13 protein-coding genes are annotated in these 15,504 nt (G+C 43.8%); 9 read left to right on the top strand and 4 right to left on the bottom strand.

Going from position 1 to position 15,504, the window contains the following annotated elements; translation table 11 throughout:
* The first annotated feature begins 7 nt into the window (after window positions 1-7).
* Both uvrA and hag read left to right on the top strand, forming a co-directional pair.
* Window positions 8-2,881: an excinuclease ABC subunit UvrA gene (gene uvrA, locus ACFVP7_RS19280; RefSeq protein WP_130572905.1), complete on the top strand. Its 2,874-nt coding sequence runs from the start codon at window positions 8-10 to the stop codon at window positions 2,879-2,881.
* A gap of 338 nt (window positions 2,882-3,219) precedes the next feature.
* On the top strand, window positions 3,220-4,134 hold the full coding sequence (hag, locus tag ACFVP7_RS19275) for a flagellin Hag (protein WP_046160896.1): 915 nt from the start codon (window positions 3,220-3,222) through the stop codon (window positions 4,132-4,134).
* Between the two features lie 198 nt (window positions 4,135-4,332).
* Here hag and ACFVP7_RS19270 read toward each other — a convergent pair whose 3' ends face one another.
* Window positions 4,333-4,563 (bottom strand): hypothetical protein, encoded by a 231-nt coding sequence (locus ACFVP7_RS19270; protein ID WP_003228059.1) that lies wholly within the window; start codon window positions 4,561-4,563, stop codon window positions 4,333-4,335.
* A gap of 217 nt (window positions 4,564-4,780) precedes the next feature.
* Between ACFVP7_RS19270 and yvlA the strand changes: the two genes are divergently transcribed.
* From yvlA to ACFVP7_RS19250, 4 genes are read left to right on the top strand one after another with little or no spacing between them, the layout of a single operon-like run.
* On the top strand, window positions 4,781-5,107 hold the full coding sequence (gene yvlA, locus ACFVP7_RS19265; protein ID WP_003244375.1) for a protein YvlA: 327 nt from the start codon (window positions 4,781-4,783) through the stop codon (window positions 5,105-5,107).
* Between the two features lie 24 nt (window positions 5,108-5,131).
* Window positions 5,132-6,229 (top strand): DUF4097 domain-containing protein, encoded by a 1,098-nt coding sequence (locus tag ACFVP7_RS19260; protein WP_029725982.1) that lies wholly within the window; start codon window positions 5,132-5,134, stop codon window positions 6,227-6,229.
* Between the two features lie 4 nt (window positions 6,230-6,233).
* Entirely contained in the window at window positions 6,234-6,431 is a 198-nt protein-coding gene (locus ACFVP7_RS19255; RefSeq protein ID WP_003228065.1) for a PspC domain-containing protein, read from the top strand.
* 1 nt (window position 6,432) lies between these two features.
* Window positions 6,433-6,792 (top strand): phage holin family protein, encoded by a 360-nt coding sequence (locus ACFVP7_RS19250; RefSeq protein WP_003228066.1) that lies wholly within the window; start codon window positions 6,433-6,435, stop codon window positions 6,790-6,792.
* 27 nt (window positions 6,793-6,819) lie between these two features.
* On the opposite strand, the gene ACFVP7_RS19245 is transcribed toward ACFVP7_RS19250, so the two are convergent.
* Window positions 6,820-8,031: an MFS transporter gene (locus ACFVP7_RS19245; RefSeq protein WP_003228068.1), complete on the bottom strand. Its 1,212-nt coding sequence runs from the start codon at window positions 8,029-8,031 to the stop codon at window positions 6,820-6,822.
* Between the two features lie 20 nt (window positions 8,032-8,051).
* Window positions 8,052-8,561 carry a pulcherriminic acid biosynthesis transcriptional regulator PchR gene (pchR, locus tag ACFVP7_RS19240; protein ID WP_029318331.1) on the bottom strand — a complete coding sequence of 170 codons (510 nt, stop codon included), beginning with the start codon at window positions 8,559-8,561 and terminating at the stop codon, window positions 8,052-8,054.
* Window positions 8,562-8,986: 425 nt separating this feature from the next.
* On the opposite strand from pchR, the gene pchC reads away from it, so the two are divergent.
* Window positions 8,987-9,733 (top strand): cyclo(L-leucyl-L-leucyl) synthase, encoded by a 747-nt coding sequence (gene pchC / locus ACFVP7_RS19235; RefSeq protein ID WP_338731124.1) that lies wholly within the window; start codon window positions 8,987-8,989, stop codon window positions 9,731-9,733.
* 15 nt (window positions 9,734-9,748) lie between these two features.
* Window positions 9,749-10,966 (top strand): pulcherriminic acid synthase, encoded by a 1,218-nt coding sequence (cypX, locus tag ACFVP7_RS19230; protein ID WP_101172222.1) that lies wholly within the window; start codon window positions 9,749-9,751, stop codon window positions 10,964-10,966.
* A 38-nt stretch (window positions 10,967-11,004) separates the two neighbouring features.
* On the opposite strand, the gene ACFVP7_RS19225 is transcribed toward cypX, so the two are convergent.
* Complete coding sequence (locus ACFVP7_RS19225; protein WP_021480697.1) at window positions 11,005-11,466, bottom strand: MarR family transcriptional regulator; 462 nt, start codon at window positions 11,464-11,466, stop codon at window positions 11,005-11,007.
* Between the two features lie 164 nt (window positions 11,467-11,630).
* Here ACFVP7_RS19225 and ACFVP7_RS19220 point away from each other — a divergent pair, with 164 nt between their 5' ends.
* Window positions 11,631-15,500: a metallophosphoesterase gene (locus tag ACFVP7_RS19220; protein ID WP_338731119.1), complete on the top strand. Its 3,870-nt coding sequence runs from the start codon at window positions 11,631-11,633 to the stop codon at window positions 15,498-15,500.
* Window positions 15,501-15,504 lie beyond the last annotated feature (4 nt).

Here is a 15,504-nt window from a genome sequence, read left to right as displayed (position 1 = left end):
TGAACAAATGGCTATGGATCGGATAGAGGTGAAGGGAGCCAGGGCGCATAACCTGAAAAATATAGATGTAACGATTCCGAGAGATCAGCTTGTCGTTGTCACGGGTTTGTCCGGATCAGGTAAATCCTCCCTTGCCTTTGACACGATATATGCTGAAGGACAGAGACGGTATGTCGAGTCGCTGTCTGCCTATGCCCGCCAGTTTTTAGGGCAAATGGATAAGCCGGATGTGGATGCAATTGAGGGGCTCTCTCCCGCCATCAGCATTGATCAGAAAACAACGAGCCGCAATCCGAGGTCTACTGTCGGTACGGTAACTGAGATTTATGATTATCTGCGTCTTTTATATGCGAGAGTAGGGAAGCCTCATTGTCCGGAACACGGAATTGAGATTACATCCCAGACCATCGAGCAAATGGTGGACAGAATTCTGGAATACCCGGAACGGACGAAGCTTCAGGTGCTGGCGCCGATTGTCTCGGGCCGAAAAGGCGCTCATGTCAAAGTGCTTGAACAGATTAGGAAACAAGGCTATGTCAGAGTCAGAATTGACGGCGAGATGGCTGAGCTTTCCGACGATATCGAATTAGAAAAGAACAAGAAGCATTCCATTGAGGTAGTCATTGACCGGATTGTCGTGAAAGAAGGCGTGGCAGCCCGGCTGTCAGATTCATTGGAAACGGCGCTTCGTTTAGGTGAAGGACGGGTTATGATCGATGTCATCGGTGAGGAAGAGCTGATGTTCAGCGAGCATCATGCCTGTCCGCACTGCGGATTTTCAATTGGTGAACTTGAGCCGCGTCTGTTTTCGTTTAACAGTCCGTTCGGGGCGTGTCCGACGTGTGACGGTCTCGGAATGAAGCTTGAAGTGGATGCCGATCTTGTCATCCCCAATCAAGATTTGTCATTGAAGGAGAATGCGGTCGCCCCTTGGACACCGATCAGCTCACAATATTATCCTCAGCTGCTTGAGGCAGTCTGCACCCACTACGGGATTGATATGGATGTGCCGGTCAAAGATTTGCCGAAGCATCAACTGGATAAAGTGCTGTACGGCAGCGGAGATGACCTGATTTATTTCAGATATGAAAATGATTTTGGACAAATCCGTGAAGGTGAAATTCAATTTGAAGGCGTATTGCGCAACATTGAAAGACGCTATAAGGAGACAGGCTCTGATTTCATCCGTGAGCAGATGGAGCAGTATATGTCTCAGAAGTCTTGTCCGACGTGCAAAGGCTATCGGTTAAAGAAAGAGGCGCTTGCCGTACTGATTGACGGCCGCCACATTGGAAAAATTACCGAGCTGTCTGTCGCCGACGCACTTGCCTTCTTTAAAAACCTTACCCTTTCTGAGAAGGATATGCAGATCGCCAATTTGATTTTGCGCGAAATTGTGGAGCGCTTAAGCTTTCTGGACAAAGTCGGCCTCGATTACCTGACATTGAGCAGGGCAGCGGGTACATTGTCCGGGGGAGAGGCGCAGCGCATCAGGCTGGCGACTCAAATTGGCTCGCGCTTATCCGGTGTGCTTTATATTTTAGATGAGCCGTCTATCGGTCTGCATCAGCGTGATAACGACCGCTTGATCAGCGCTCTGAAAAATATGAGAGACCTCGGGAACACGCTGATTGTTGTCGAACATGATGAGGACACGATGATGGCAGCAGATTATTTAATAGATATTGGACCGGGAGCCGGTATTCACGGCGGACAGGTGATATCTGCGGGTACGCCGGAAGAAGTGATGGAAGATCCAAACTCATTAACGGGCAGCTATTTATCAGGGAAAAAGTTTATCCCATTGCCTCCTGAAAGAAGAAAGCCGGACGGACGTTACATTGAAATTAAAGGTGCTTCAGAAAACAACCTGAAAAAAGTGAATGCCAAGTTCCCGCTTGGGACGTTTACAGCAGTTACAGGTGTTTCCGGTTCAGGAAAGAGTACACTCGTTAATGAAATTTTGCATAAGGCGCTGGCGCAAAAGCTTCATAAAGCGAAAGCGAAGCCCGGCAGCCATAAAGAGATTAAAGGTTTGGATCATTTAGACAAAGTCATTGACATTGACCAGGCGCCAATTGGAAGAACGCCGAGATCCAACCCTGCGACATACACCGGTGTATTTGATGACATTCGTGATGTATTCGCGCAGACAAATGAAGCGAAGGTCCGCGGCTATAAAAAAGGCCGTTTCAGCTTCAACGTGAAGGGCGGACGATGTGAAGCCTGCCGCGGAGACGGGATTATTAAAATTGAAATGCACTTCCTTCCTGACGTATACGTTCCATGTGAGGTGTGTCACGGCAAACGCTATAACCGTGAAACGCTTGAAGTGACGTACAAAGGAAAAAGCATCTCTGATGTGCTTGATATGACGGTTGAAGATGCTCTTTCTTTCTTTGAAAATATCCCGAAAATCAAACGCAAGCTCCAAACCCTTTATGATGTTGGTTTAGGTTATATTACGCTCGGCCAGCCGGCGACGACCTTGTCAGGCGGAGAAGCGCAGCGCGTGAAGCTCGCGTCAGAGCTGCACAAACGCTCGACCGGACGCACGCTCTACATTTTAGATGAGCCAACGACAGGTTTGCATGTCGACGATATCGCCAGGCTTCTTGTCGTGCTGCAACGGTTGGTAGACAACGGAGACACTGTACTTGTTATTGAGCACAACCTTGATATCATTAAGACAGCCGATTACATTGTGGATTTGGGCCCGGAAGGCGGAGCCGGGGGCGGAACCATCGTCGCGTCAGGAACGCCTGAGGAAATCACTGAAGTTGAAGAATCGTATACAGGCCGTTATTTAAAGCCTGTTATCGAACGTGACAAAACACGCATGAAATCGCTCTTGAAAGCAAAAGAAACAGCTACATCTTAAAACCCTCCGTTAAGAGGGGACAGCTTGTCAGCAAGTCCATCCTAGGGCTTAGCAGGCAAGCTTTTTCTTTACGGCATAATAGGTTTAGAATCGTCTTTGGGTAAAATTTCTTTGGGAAAACGCCTAAACATTTACAAATTGCTGTCGATATATGAATTGAAAGGCGGATGATGATTTCCAAATTAAGCAGACAAACCCTATTAAGGGGCTTAAAGGCATCCTTAATCAATAACTGAATCTACATAGGTTAGAAGCTTTATTGGAAACTGATACGCCAGAAATCAAAGAAAAGGAAGTCTTTGATTTCAAAAACATATACACATGGAGGTATTTTTCACATGAGAATCAACCACAATATTGCAGCGCTTAACACATTAAACCGTTTGTCTTCAAACAACAGCGCGAGCTCAAAAAACATGGAGAAACTTTCTTCAGGTCTTCGCATCAACCGTGCGGGAGATGACGCAGCGGGTCTTGCGATTTCTGAAAAAATGAGAGGACAAATCAGAGGTCTTGAAATGGCTTCTAAAAACTCTCAAGACGGAATTTCTCTTATCCAAACAGCTGAGGGTGCATTGACTGAAACTCACTCAATTCTTCAACGTGTCCGTGAGCTAGTTGTTCAAGCAGGAAACACAGGTACTCAAGATGGTACTGACCTTCAAGCCATCCAAGACGAGATATCTTCACTTGTTGAAGAAATCGGGGGTGGCACAAATGCTAACGGTATTTCTGACCGTACTGAATTCAACGGTAAGAAACTCCTTAACGGTGCTTTCTCAGAAGATAGTGGTAAATCACTAACATTCCAAATTGGTGCCAACGGTAGCCAACAGCTTTCTGTCAACATTGAAAGTATGGCCGCAACAGCAATCGGTGCTCTAGATGATGATGGTAATCTTGTTGCTGATCAAACAGTAGCTAAAATCGATGTAACCAAATTTGCTGATAATGCAGCTGACACTGCAACTGTAGGATTCGATGCTCAACTTAAAACAGTTGATGACGCTATCAACACTGTTTCTAAACAACGTTCAAAATTAGGTGCGGTACAAAACCGTCTAGAGCACACAATCAACAACTTAAGCGCTTCTGGTGAAAACCTGACAGCTGCTGAGTCCCGTATCCGTGACGTTGACATGGCGAAAGAAATGAGCGAGTTCACAAAGAACAACATTCTTTCTCAAGCTTCTCAAGCGATGCTTGCTCAAGCAAACCAACAGCCGCAAAACGTGCTTCAATTGTTACGTTAATTTTGAACGGCTATCTCTTTCTGATAGTTACAGCTTGCCGACAGAGTCCATTAACTGGATGTGCCGGCAGGCTTTTTTTGTTACAATCATTTTGTGACAGCCAGGGAATCACTTGTTTTTTCAAAACAAAAAAGGCAAGATATTGTCATCTAACCTTTAGCTTTGTTTCAGTTATAATGAATGATATGTTTTCCGCAATTACAAAGTCTTCTTATACAGCTGCTTACTTACACTCATTAAATCTTGAACAATATGTGTGTTGCTGCTGTCGAGCAGCACTTTTATATATTGGATATCGTGAGAGATCGGGAAGGGTCCGTGAATCTGCTCAAGCTCGGTGATCATTTCACGATTCATTCTTTTTTGTTCCTGAATCAGCTTTAACACTGATTCTTGTGTTACTGTATAGTCACTGGGATCTTTCTCCATTGCTTGTCCAGCCTCCTTGGTTGCCGTAAGCTTTTTACATATTGTAATCGGTATAGCCGGAAGATTCTACTTCTAAAACTTTTTAAAATCCAATTTCCGTAAATCGGAGCATGTCTAAAGAATGAATTTGAAACCTGAAGAGATTTTAAACGTATAAATAAGTAAAACGTCCCTGATCTTTTGTCATGGGCAATTCACAATAGGAGTGTGGAATAAATTGAACCGTAATCAAGCTATTATTGCATCACTTTGTTATTTCAGTGTGTTCATTGCGCCAATCATTGTGCCGATTGTCGCATATTTTGTTGTAAATGAGAAAGAAACAAAACGCCATGCGATACGCTCTCTTATTTCTCACATTGTTCCGTTTGTCGGCTGGCTGTTCCTTTTTATTGCTTTACTTGGCGGAGCCGTTGCGATTGATGGAGACAGCTTGCTTCCTGTATTTGTAATCATCGGGGGAGCGGTTATTTATTTCTTAGTTGTCATTGGCATTATCATTTGGAATGTGATTCAGGGCATTAAGGTCCTGCGTGCAGCATAAGTAGACAATGGGGAGGAGATCGTAATGAAGCAAGAAAAGGAACGAATCCTTAAGCTTGTTGAGGAAGGAAAGCTTACAGCACAAGAAGCTTTGACACTGATTGAAAAGCTTGACAGCGACTACAAGGAAAAAGAAGAGAAAATCACAGCGCTCTCAGTTCACGTTCATGACGAGGAAGAGCCATTTACAACGGCAAAAAAAGAAAGCGGTAAACCGTCTTTAGGAGCCAAGCTGTTTGACTGGATTGATTCTGCTGTGAAAAAGGTCAAGGAAGTTGACCTTGATTTAAACTTTGGCCATGCGTATGATGTTCAGCACATTTTTCAATTTAAAGATACTGACTTTTCCAGTGTTGAGCTGCAAATTGCCAATGGCAGCGTAAATATCGTCCCTTGGGAAGATGACGATATCAGAGCGGAATGCCAGGCGAAGGTATATCGCGCTGACAACCAGGATGCGGCGAGACACGCATTTCTTCAGCATATTGAATGTGAAATCAAAGGTAATAAGTTTTTTATCCGTACTGAGAAAAAGACGATGAAAACGAATGTCACTTTGTATATTCCTCAGAAGGAGTATGATAAGATTCGGGTGAAGCTGTTTAACGGTCCGGTCAGAGGGGAACATTTACATGTAAAAGAGTTCTCAGCGAAAACGACAAACGGCGTGCTGTCGTTCTCGTATTTAACAGCCGAAAAAGCCATAGCTGAAACGGCCAACGGGCAAATTAAGCTCGCAAGCCACAGCTGCGGTACGATAGAAGCGGAAACCATTAACGGATTGATCGATCTCCGAGGGAAAAGCGAATCCATTGACGTTCAAAGCTTTAACGGAAATATTGCGATTAACGTAACAGAATCAGACTGCCGCTCCATTTATGCAAAAACAACGACTGGAAATGTAGAGCTTGCAATTCCGGACGATCTCGCAGTGAAGGCAGAGCTGAAAAGCAATCTTGGTACGCTGTCCCATGAATTAATGGATGTAGAGATGCTGAAGGAAAAAAATGATACGATTCAAAAAGAAATGATGTTCACTTCAAATCAGGCACATGATCAAAACATCACCGTCTTCTCAGAATCACTAACAGGCGCCATCAAACTAAAGTACTCACAGAGGTGATCGAATGAATAAGCTTTATCGCTCAGAAAAAAATAAGAAAATCGCCGGTGTTATCGGAGGTCTCGCGGAATATTTCAATTGGGACGCATCACTCCTCAGAGTCATAACTGTCATCTTAGCCATTATGACAAGTGTCTTGCCGGTTTTGCTCATTTATATCATTTGGATTTTTATCGTCCCGTCAGAAAGGGATATGAAATGACATGGTAAAATGGGCAGTCAGCATTTTAGTCAATGCATTGTTATTAATCGTCATTGATGGATATATTGACTCCATCCATATCAGCAGCATTGGGGCAGCGATTATCGCCAGCCTCATTTTATCGATCTTAAACGTGCTGATTAAACCGCTTTTAATTATATTTACACTGCCGGTCACCATGGTGACGCTTGGACTCTTCTTGTTTGTGATTAACGCCATCACGCTTATGATGACCGCGTCCATTATGGGTGACAGCTTTCAAATCGACGGCTTCGGCACAGCGATATGGGCATCCGTTATCCTGTCGGTCTTCCATTTGCTGATTCAAAAAGGCATTTTAGAGCCGCTTAGAAAAAAATAAAAAAAGCTGCCCGCAAAGGCAGCTTTTTTACATGTGGTGCTTTTTTTGTTTCGTGCGCTTCTGCGGCGAAAACATTGGCGGAAGAAGGCAAAAGCTCAATGCGGCAAATCCAAGGCCTAGGAGGCTAAAGGACATGGCAGACGGCATCATTGTGAGCAAGTAGGCAGATACCATCGGACCTGCTGCCATGCCTGTATATCGGATAAAGTTAAACATTCCGATTGCACTCCCTCTGTTGTGCTCAAATTCATTAGTAATCATTGTAGAGTACAAGGGAGGAATAACCCCCATCGAGATGCCAAACAGTGCCAGCGTCAGAGCCATGAGAACGAGAGAAACGGAATGTGTAACAGCAAATAAAATGATGCTGCAGGCGGCAATCACATTGCTTCCGATAAACAAGGTGTGCAGCCCGATTTTTGCCTGTATTCTTTTAAACAGAAACGTACCTGCAATCGTGCTCAGCGCCAGCGGCAAATATAACAGTCCTGCTATACCCACATCTATATGGTAATGCTCTGTCAGCAATATTGGGAGGTAGACAATTACTGCAAAATAAATGAAAAAGAGAACAAAACTTAAAGTCAAAATGACGTTCCCTGTTCGATTTGTAAATATTGATTTATAATGAGCGAACACATTGCCTTTGGCTTGCTGCATAGATTCAGTTGGAGAATCTTTAGGAAAGGTGATGCTGTTTGTCACCAGCAAAACGATAGAGATGGCCGCAAGTATCCAAAAAATCCCTTCGTATCCGGCTGCTCCGCCTATGAATCCTCCTAGAACTGGAGCAATAGCCGGTGCGACAGACAGGAGCATTTGATACGTTCCCATTGCACTCCCGCGTTCATTTCCTGTAAACAGCTGTCCGATCGTTGTGGCAGCAATAAGAGGCAGTGCTGCGGAACCGGCTGCCTGTATCATTCTGAATATCAGAAACAAGGTAAAGTCAGTAGTCACCGCACAGCCGATGCTGGCTGCTGCCGTTGCCAGAATACCGGTAATCAAGACGATCCGAGCGCCTTTAAAATCAATGATCGCTCCTAATATAATTTGCATTATTGCTGTCACAATCATAAAAACTGAGACTGACAGGTTCACCATAGCTGTGGAAACATGGAATGATTCTTTAATGATCGGAAGAATAGGTGAATAAATGTTCTGGCTTAAAGATGCAAAAAATGCACTGAAGCAAACAGTGTATAAGATCAATACTGCCTTTGATTTTGTATGAGCCAAAGTGTACACCGCCTTTTTGTTTACTTTACAGGTTTGTCCGGAGTCCCATCGGTTTGTTCTGCTTCAAGTGTTGACGTCAACTGCTCTAGAAACTTCAATACAGCCTTTTGTTCTTCTTGTGAAAATGAATCGAGGAATTGGTAAAAAGCCAGCTCCTTTTTTTTATGCAGTTTCTCATGTAAGTCGAAAATCCGTCTGCCTTTACGGGTTAATTTAAAATAAACTTCTTTTTTGTTATCTGTCAGCTGATAGCTGTTAATGAATTCTTCCTTGATCAGTTTTGTGCTGATTTTCGTTACATTTGCTTTCGATAAGTTCATTTTTCTGGCAATTCCGGCATTATTAATGGGTTCATGTTGGCCGATACAGTCAATGACATGTATGCTTGTCATGTTTTTAGGGATATCAATCACATCCTCTTCTGCGGCTTCCTTAAAAAATTGCTGAAGTGAAGTATTCGCTTTTTGTTCATTAAGGTGCAGCAGTCTCACGTATATGTCGTATATCATCTGTTTTGTCAAATCAGACATAGGCTACCTTCTTTCTTAGGAATAATAGTTTACGATGAAACAATAAAACAAATCGTTTACTGGTGAACAATTTCATTTTATCTTTTCTTGTTTTCGTTGTCAATTGTTGATGTTTAGACTATTTGTTGATATGTCATGCTGAATATGCGTGTAAAAAGTGTGTGGAAAATGTGATGTTTACATTTATTTTCAAATATTTGGGCACAGATCATATTGACGTTTGGAAGGAAAAGGGATAAAATGACTAATGTTTACTAGTAAACATTTATCATGATATGTGAAATGGAAATAGTTATTAAAATTTTAAAAAACATTTGGAAACTTTAAGTGCTGCCTGCCATTCGTCTTGTTCAGTTGTTCTAGCTATTCCATCTTGTATTTGAGGGTGATGACTTAAAGCGGGATAAGTTTTAGGGGTGAATGAGATGACCGGAATGGTAACGGAAAGAAGGTCTGTGCATTTTATTGCTGAGGCATTAACAGAAAACTGCAGAGAAATATTTGAACGGCGCAGGCATGTTTTGGTGGGGATCAGCCCATTTAACAGCAGGTTTTCAGAGGATTATATTTACAGATTAATTGGATGGGCGAAAGCTCAATTTAAAAGCGTTTCAGTTTTACTTGCAGGGCATGAGGCGGCTAATCTTCTAGAAGCGCTTGGAACTCCGAGAGGAAAGGCTGAACGAAAAGTAAGGAAAGAGGTATCACGAAACAGGAGATTTGCAGAAAGAGCCCTTGTGGCTCATGGCGGGGATCCGAAGGCGATTCATACATTTTCTGATTTTATGGATAACAAAGCCTACCAGCTGTTGAGACAAGAAGTTGAACATTCATTTTTTGAGCAGCCTCATTTTCGACATGCTTGTTTGGACATGTCTCGTGAAGCGATAATCGGGCGTGCGCGGGGCGTCAGTTTGATGATGGAAGAAGTCAGTGAGGATATGCTGAATTTGGCTGTGGAATATGTCATAGCTGAGCTGCCGTTTTTTATCGGAGCTCCGGATATTTTAGAGGTGGAAGAGACACTCCTTGCTTATCATCGTCCGTGGAAGCTGGGTGAGAAGATCAGTAACCATGAATTTTCTATTTGTATGCGGCCGAATCAAGGGTATCTCATTGTACAGGAAATGGCGCAGATGCTTTCTGAGAAACGGATCACATCTGAAGGATGATAGGGGGAGTAAAACATGAGCCAATCGATTAAATTGTTTAGTGTGCTTTCTGATCAATTTCAAAACAATCCATATGCTTATTTTTCACAACTGCGGGAGGAAGATCCGGTTCATTATGAAGAGTCGATAGACAGTTATTTTATCAGCCGCTATCATGATGTCCGCTATATCCTTCAGCATCCGGATATTTTCACGACGAAATCACTTGTTGAGCGTGCCGAACCAGTAATGCGAGGCCCTGTGCTGGCCCAAATGCATGGAAAAGAACACTCTGCCAAAAGAAGAATTGTAGTGAGAAGCTTCATCGGTGACGCACTGGATCATCTGTCTCCATTGATTAAACAAAATGCAGAAAACTTGTTAGCGCCTTATCTTGAAAGAGGGAAAATTGATCTCGTCAATGATTTTGGAAAGACGTTTGCGGTGTGCGTCACGATGGACATGCTCGGGCTGGATAAAAGAGACCATGAAAAAATCTCTGAGTGGCACAGCGGAGTTGCCGATTTTATCACGAGTATCTCTCAATCTCCTGAAGCGCGGGCACATTCGTTATGGTGCAGCGAACAGCTTTCCCAATACTTGATGCCGGTCATTAAAGAACGTCGCGTCAATCCGGGATCAGATTTAATTTCGATCCTATGTACTTCTGAATATGAAGGCATGGCGCTGTCGGACAAGGATATACTCGCACTGATTCTTAATGTGCTGTTAGCCGCAACGGAACCGGCTGATAAGACGCTGGCACTGATGATCTACCATTTGCTCAACAATCCTGAGCAGATGAATGATGTTTTGGCTGACCGTTCGTTAGTTCCGAGAGCCATTGCGGAGACATTGCGTTATAAACCGCCGGTTCAGCTGATTCCGCGGCAGCTGTCCCAAGATACAGTGGTCGGCGGTATGGAAATCAAAAAAGATACGATTGTTTTTTGTATGATCGGTGCGGCTAACCGGGACCCTGAAGCATTTGAACAGCCTGACGTGTTTAATATTCATCGGGAAGATCTTGGCATCAAGAGCGCTTTTAGCGGCGCCGCCCGGCATCTCGCTTTCGGATCCGGCATTCATAACTGTGTAGGAGCAGCTTTTGCCAAAACCGAAATCGAAATTGTAGCTAATATTGTGCTGGATAAGATGCGGAATATCAGATTAGAGGAAGATTTTTGTTATGCTGAGTCCGGTCTGTATACACGCGGACCCGTCTCACTTCATATTGTATTTGACAGGGCTTAATAATATGGAAAGGTCTCTCCCGTGCGGGTGAGGCTTTTTTACATATGCTTGATCCACAAGTTAATAAACGCAGTCACTGTTTTCAACTCATCAATTGAAAATTCATTGAAGAGCTGTTTGTATTGCTCCTTTGCTTTTTGATGAAGCCGTTCATGTAACCCCGCCAGTTCTTTGCCGCTTTCAGTTAACGTATAAAAAATTTCTTTTTTGTTGCCCGGCTTTTTTGTCACTGTAATGATGTTATGTTTCAACAAAGCTTGAATTGCTTTTGAAACAGCTGCTTTTGAGATATGTAAGCGGGATGCTAAGAAGCTGTTATTCACATTTTTGCTGGTATGTAAACAGGAAACAATGTGAAGCTGGGTCAATGTCCAGTCTTTTTTGAGGTGGTCGAGATGTTGTGAGGACGGAATCTGCACCTTTTGCCAGACGCGTTTATCTCTTTTTAATGCGAATTGTTGTATAGCTTGAAATAATTCATCATGAATGCTGTTGTTCATCAATTTGCCTCTCTGATTTAATTGTTAACTGGTTAACTATCCTTAGTTTACTGGGGAATAGTGGAATTTTCAAGAGGCAGACGTTTTTTTGTTCTTTATGCACAAAAATGAACTCATAAGCTTCCCTGTTCAGACGCAAAATACATGAAAAGGGAGGTGCTTTGATGAGGAAATACACGGTTATTGCTTCTATATTACTGTCTTTTCTTTCCGTTTTGTCTGGCGGCCATCATGAATCGAAAGCTTTTCCTGTTGTACAGCAGGAACTATTTCAAACGCCTCATTACATACCCTTGCTTGAAAATCCTCCTCAAATTGATGTGAAAGCTGAAATGAGAAACAATCTAATGATTGAGGCTCAAGTTCGCGATAATTCGTATCAAGCATTTTCCGCCTTTCTTTTTTATAAACAAAGTAATGAGCTGGGCTACAAAATGGTGCCGATGGACCCGACCCCCGGAGCGGTCCGCAAGTTTTTGGCACAAATTCCGAAACGTTTGATTTGGAACAGCGAGCTTGAGTATTACATTGTGATGTCGAATGGGAAGCAGCGGGTGGAGTCGGAGACGAAGAAACTGAAGCTTGAAGGATACCAGGCTGACCTTGCCCATATTCCGGAGCTTCTGATCACAGAGCTGGCGGTTGATACGAAGAATATAGGACGTGCAGACGGTTATGAATTTATTGAGATTTTTAATACGACTGACAGAACGATTGATTTTAAAGACTACCATATCCGTTACCGCTACCCAAAAGAAGGGCCTGACTCCGATCTGATTTGGAGACCTTATGAAAGGATCTTGATACCATCCGGCGAAACGTTTGTCGTCTGGCTGAAGCCTGCCGGGCATCCAGAATTGACGTCAGAGGATTTCAATCGTTATTATCAGACACAACTAAAAGAAGGAAAAAATCTCGCGGTGATAGACGAGACAGAGGGTATGGCCAATACGAGGCCGCGGGCCGTTGTGATATCAACGAATACAGGAAAGGACATTTCGGTTGCGCATTATCGGAAACATGCGCTGCGCCGGCTGTCATCAGTGCTTTATAAGTATCCGCTGAACGGAACCGCAGAACTTCTGAACATTTCAATCGGGGAAAAGAATCCATCTCCCGGAACCGTATTACAGGCACAGGTGCCCGAGCAGAAACGGAAAATCAAGCTCGATAAAGAAAAGCCGGTCATTGAGGATTTAACTGACCGCAAGCCTGTCCGCCCTGCTGAAAGCATTGAGCTGCGGGCTGACATACGGGACCGAAGTCTAGTGAAAACAGCGGCCTTTTACTACCGGACGGATGAGAACAAACCGTTTAAGCGAATTCTTGCTGAAAAAGACCGCAACGATAATCTCTACCATTATATTGTGTATTCGCCTGAATTGATCGGGAAGGATCAGCTAGAGTATTATGTGGCGGCCGGGGACGGGATCAATGAAGCGAGAACGCCGGTCAAAATGATTGATATTAAACAAACAAGCAAGTCGCACGGTCTGCGGATGAATATTGAAAACAGAGACACGCTGTCGGGAACTCAATTTCTCAAAGCCACGACAGAAGGGCGAGCTGACCGCATTAAGCTATGGATTGACGGGAAAAAACAAGTGACAGAGCCCGCGATGGAAAAAGAAGTATATTTTGCATTCGATACGAGGAAAACGAACCTTTATTTTAAAAACGCGGTAACGATGGAAGGCAAAGTGCTAAAGGTGTTCGATGATACAACAAATAAATACCGCACCTATTCTGTTCCATTGCCAGAGACACTGCTTCGGAAAGGGAAGCAGCTGCAGCGTATTACGATACGATCGGGTTCGAAGGTGTCCCCGTTTGATACGGCTGAAAACCGTGATGACTTCTTAGTCAAAAACGCCCGATTGGTGTTATCGGATGGAACGGTGATCAGGGATCAGAGGGTGTCCCCTGAGAAGGAACTCTTTATTGGCGATAATCAGCGCTCGAATAAAAGCTGGCAATTTCAGTTCAATCTGCCTGACGGACTGTTTACATCACAGCTGCTGGAGTGGGATACATCAAAGCTTTCTGAAGGCGCTCACCATATTCAAGCAAGCGACGGGAAGGAAAATGTCAGCCTGGTTGTACGGGTAGATAATTCAGGACCTCACATTGAGCCGAATATCACCGAGGGGAAAACGTATAAGGGAAACCTTATCCTGCAGGCCGATATGTATGATAAATGGAGCAAAATTGAGGAAGCGGAGGCGTCGTTAGATGGAGAAAGCATTACACTCCCATATCATACGTCATCTTCTGAACTTTTGCCGGGAAAACATTCTCTAAAAGTGACAGCAACGGATCTCGCGGGCAATAAAACAGTGATTGAGAGGATATTTAAAACCGAACGAGAGCATCCGGACCAGCCGGAGGTTATAGACAGCGAAGCCGACACGCATAAGGCCAAGCTTTCTGTACGGGTGAAAGATCCGACGAATGATGCCATGGATGTTGGTTTTTATAGGGGATTTCAATATACAGCGCGCAATCATGTGAAAATATTTAAGCACGCGTCACTGACTGAACCGCCGAAAAGCTTTGTGCCGGAAAGGGAGACCCCATTTACGAATAAAGAATTGGAGCGGGTATCAGCTGCTGATGGAAAAACAGTATCGACAGAAAACAAAGAGCTTTTCCCTTATCATCGCTTTGAAGTGACGGTTGATCCATCAATTGATGAGAATGATCTGGCAGAAGCGGTCTGGAAGGGCAGTTCTTTGCCGGGGAGAAAGGTGACGATGTATGCTTGGAATTATCGGACAAACGAATGGCAGCCTGTTGACAGCTTCGTCGCGAAGGATGACAAACCGTTTACGCTGAAAGCGTCTGTGATTGCCGCCGATTTTGTACGGGAGTCGAAAATGAATGTGATTGTACAGGATGAAATTCCCCCTGCGAAGGATATGTACACATTTGTCTGGATGTCTGATACACAGTATTACGCCGAAAGCTATCCGCATATTTTTGATAAACAGACCGAATGGATAAAAGATAACCAAAAGCAGCTCAATATCAAATATATGTTCCACACGGGTGATATTGTAGATGATTCCGCCGATATCAGACAGTGGAAAAACGCTGATCGGTCAATGTCCGTTCTGGATAAGAGCGGAATACCTTACGGCGTGCTGGCCGGCAATCACGATGTCGGGCATAAGGACGGCTCCTACAGGGCGTTTGGCAAATATTTTGGCAGCGATCGTTTTGATAAAAAATTGCATTATGGCGGTTCCTATAAAAACAACCGCGGACATTATGATCTGATTTCTAGCAACGGCAATGATTATATCATGCTGTACATGGGATGGGGCATTACGGATGAAGACATCGCGTGGATGAATCAGGTGCTGAAGAAGCATCCTGACCGGATGGCCATTTTAGCTTTTCATGAGTATTTGCTGGTCAGCGGAAACAGAAGTCCGATCGGAGAGAAAATATTCAAAGAAATCGTAAAGCCGAACCCGAATGTCGTGATGGTGTTGAGCGGGCATTATCATAGTGCGATGAGAAAAACAGATGAGCTGGATGATGATGGTGATGGGAAGCCGGATCGTCTTGTGCATCAAATGCTGGCCGATTATCAGGGCGGGCCAGAAGGCGGTCAAGGGTATTTGCGTTTGCTTCAATTTGACCAGGCCAATGACATGGTGCACGTATCGACGTATTCTCCGTATGTAAAGGATAAGAATTACTATGATACGGATACCTATGGCAACAAGGATGAATTTTCCCTTTCGCTTGATTTGAAGCCAAGAATCAAAAAGGTGGAAACCGATTATTTTGAATGTAACGTATATACCAATGAAGAGCTCGGAAAACGGGAGCAAGTGAAGAGCGGGGATACAGCTGAATTCCGCTGGGATCATCTTGAACCGCAGTCTGTTTATTATTGGTACATTATAGTGGAAGACAGTTTTAACGGCAAAACGAAATCACCGATCTGGAAGTTCAAGACGAAAAAAGAAACATATCGTCCGGCACCAGACCAGTTTGATTTTCGCCATGTCTCCAATCCTTAAAAAG

Source organism: Bacillus sp. SG20033 (assembly GCF_044570195.1).
GTDB classification, from domain to species: Bacteria; Bacillota; Bacilli; order Bacillales; family Bacillaceae; genus Bacillus; species Bacillus subtilis.
The sequence above is the reverse complement of the archived record's forward strand: the minus strand, read 5'-3'. Positions and strand labels throughout refer to the sequence as shown.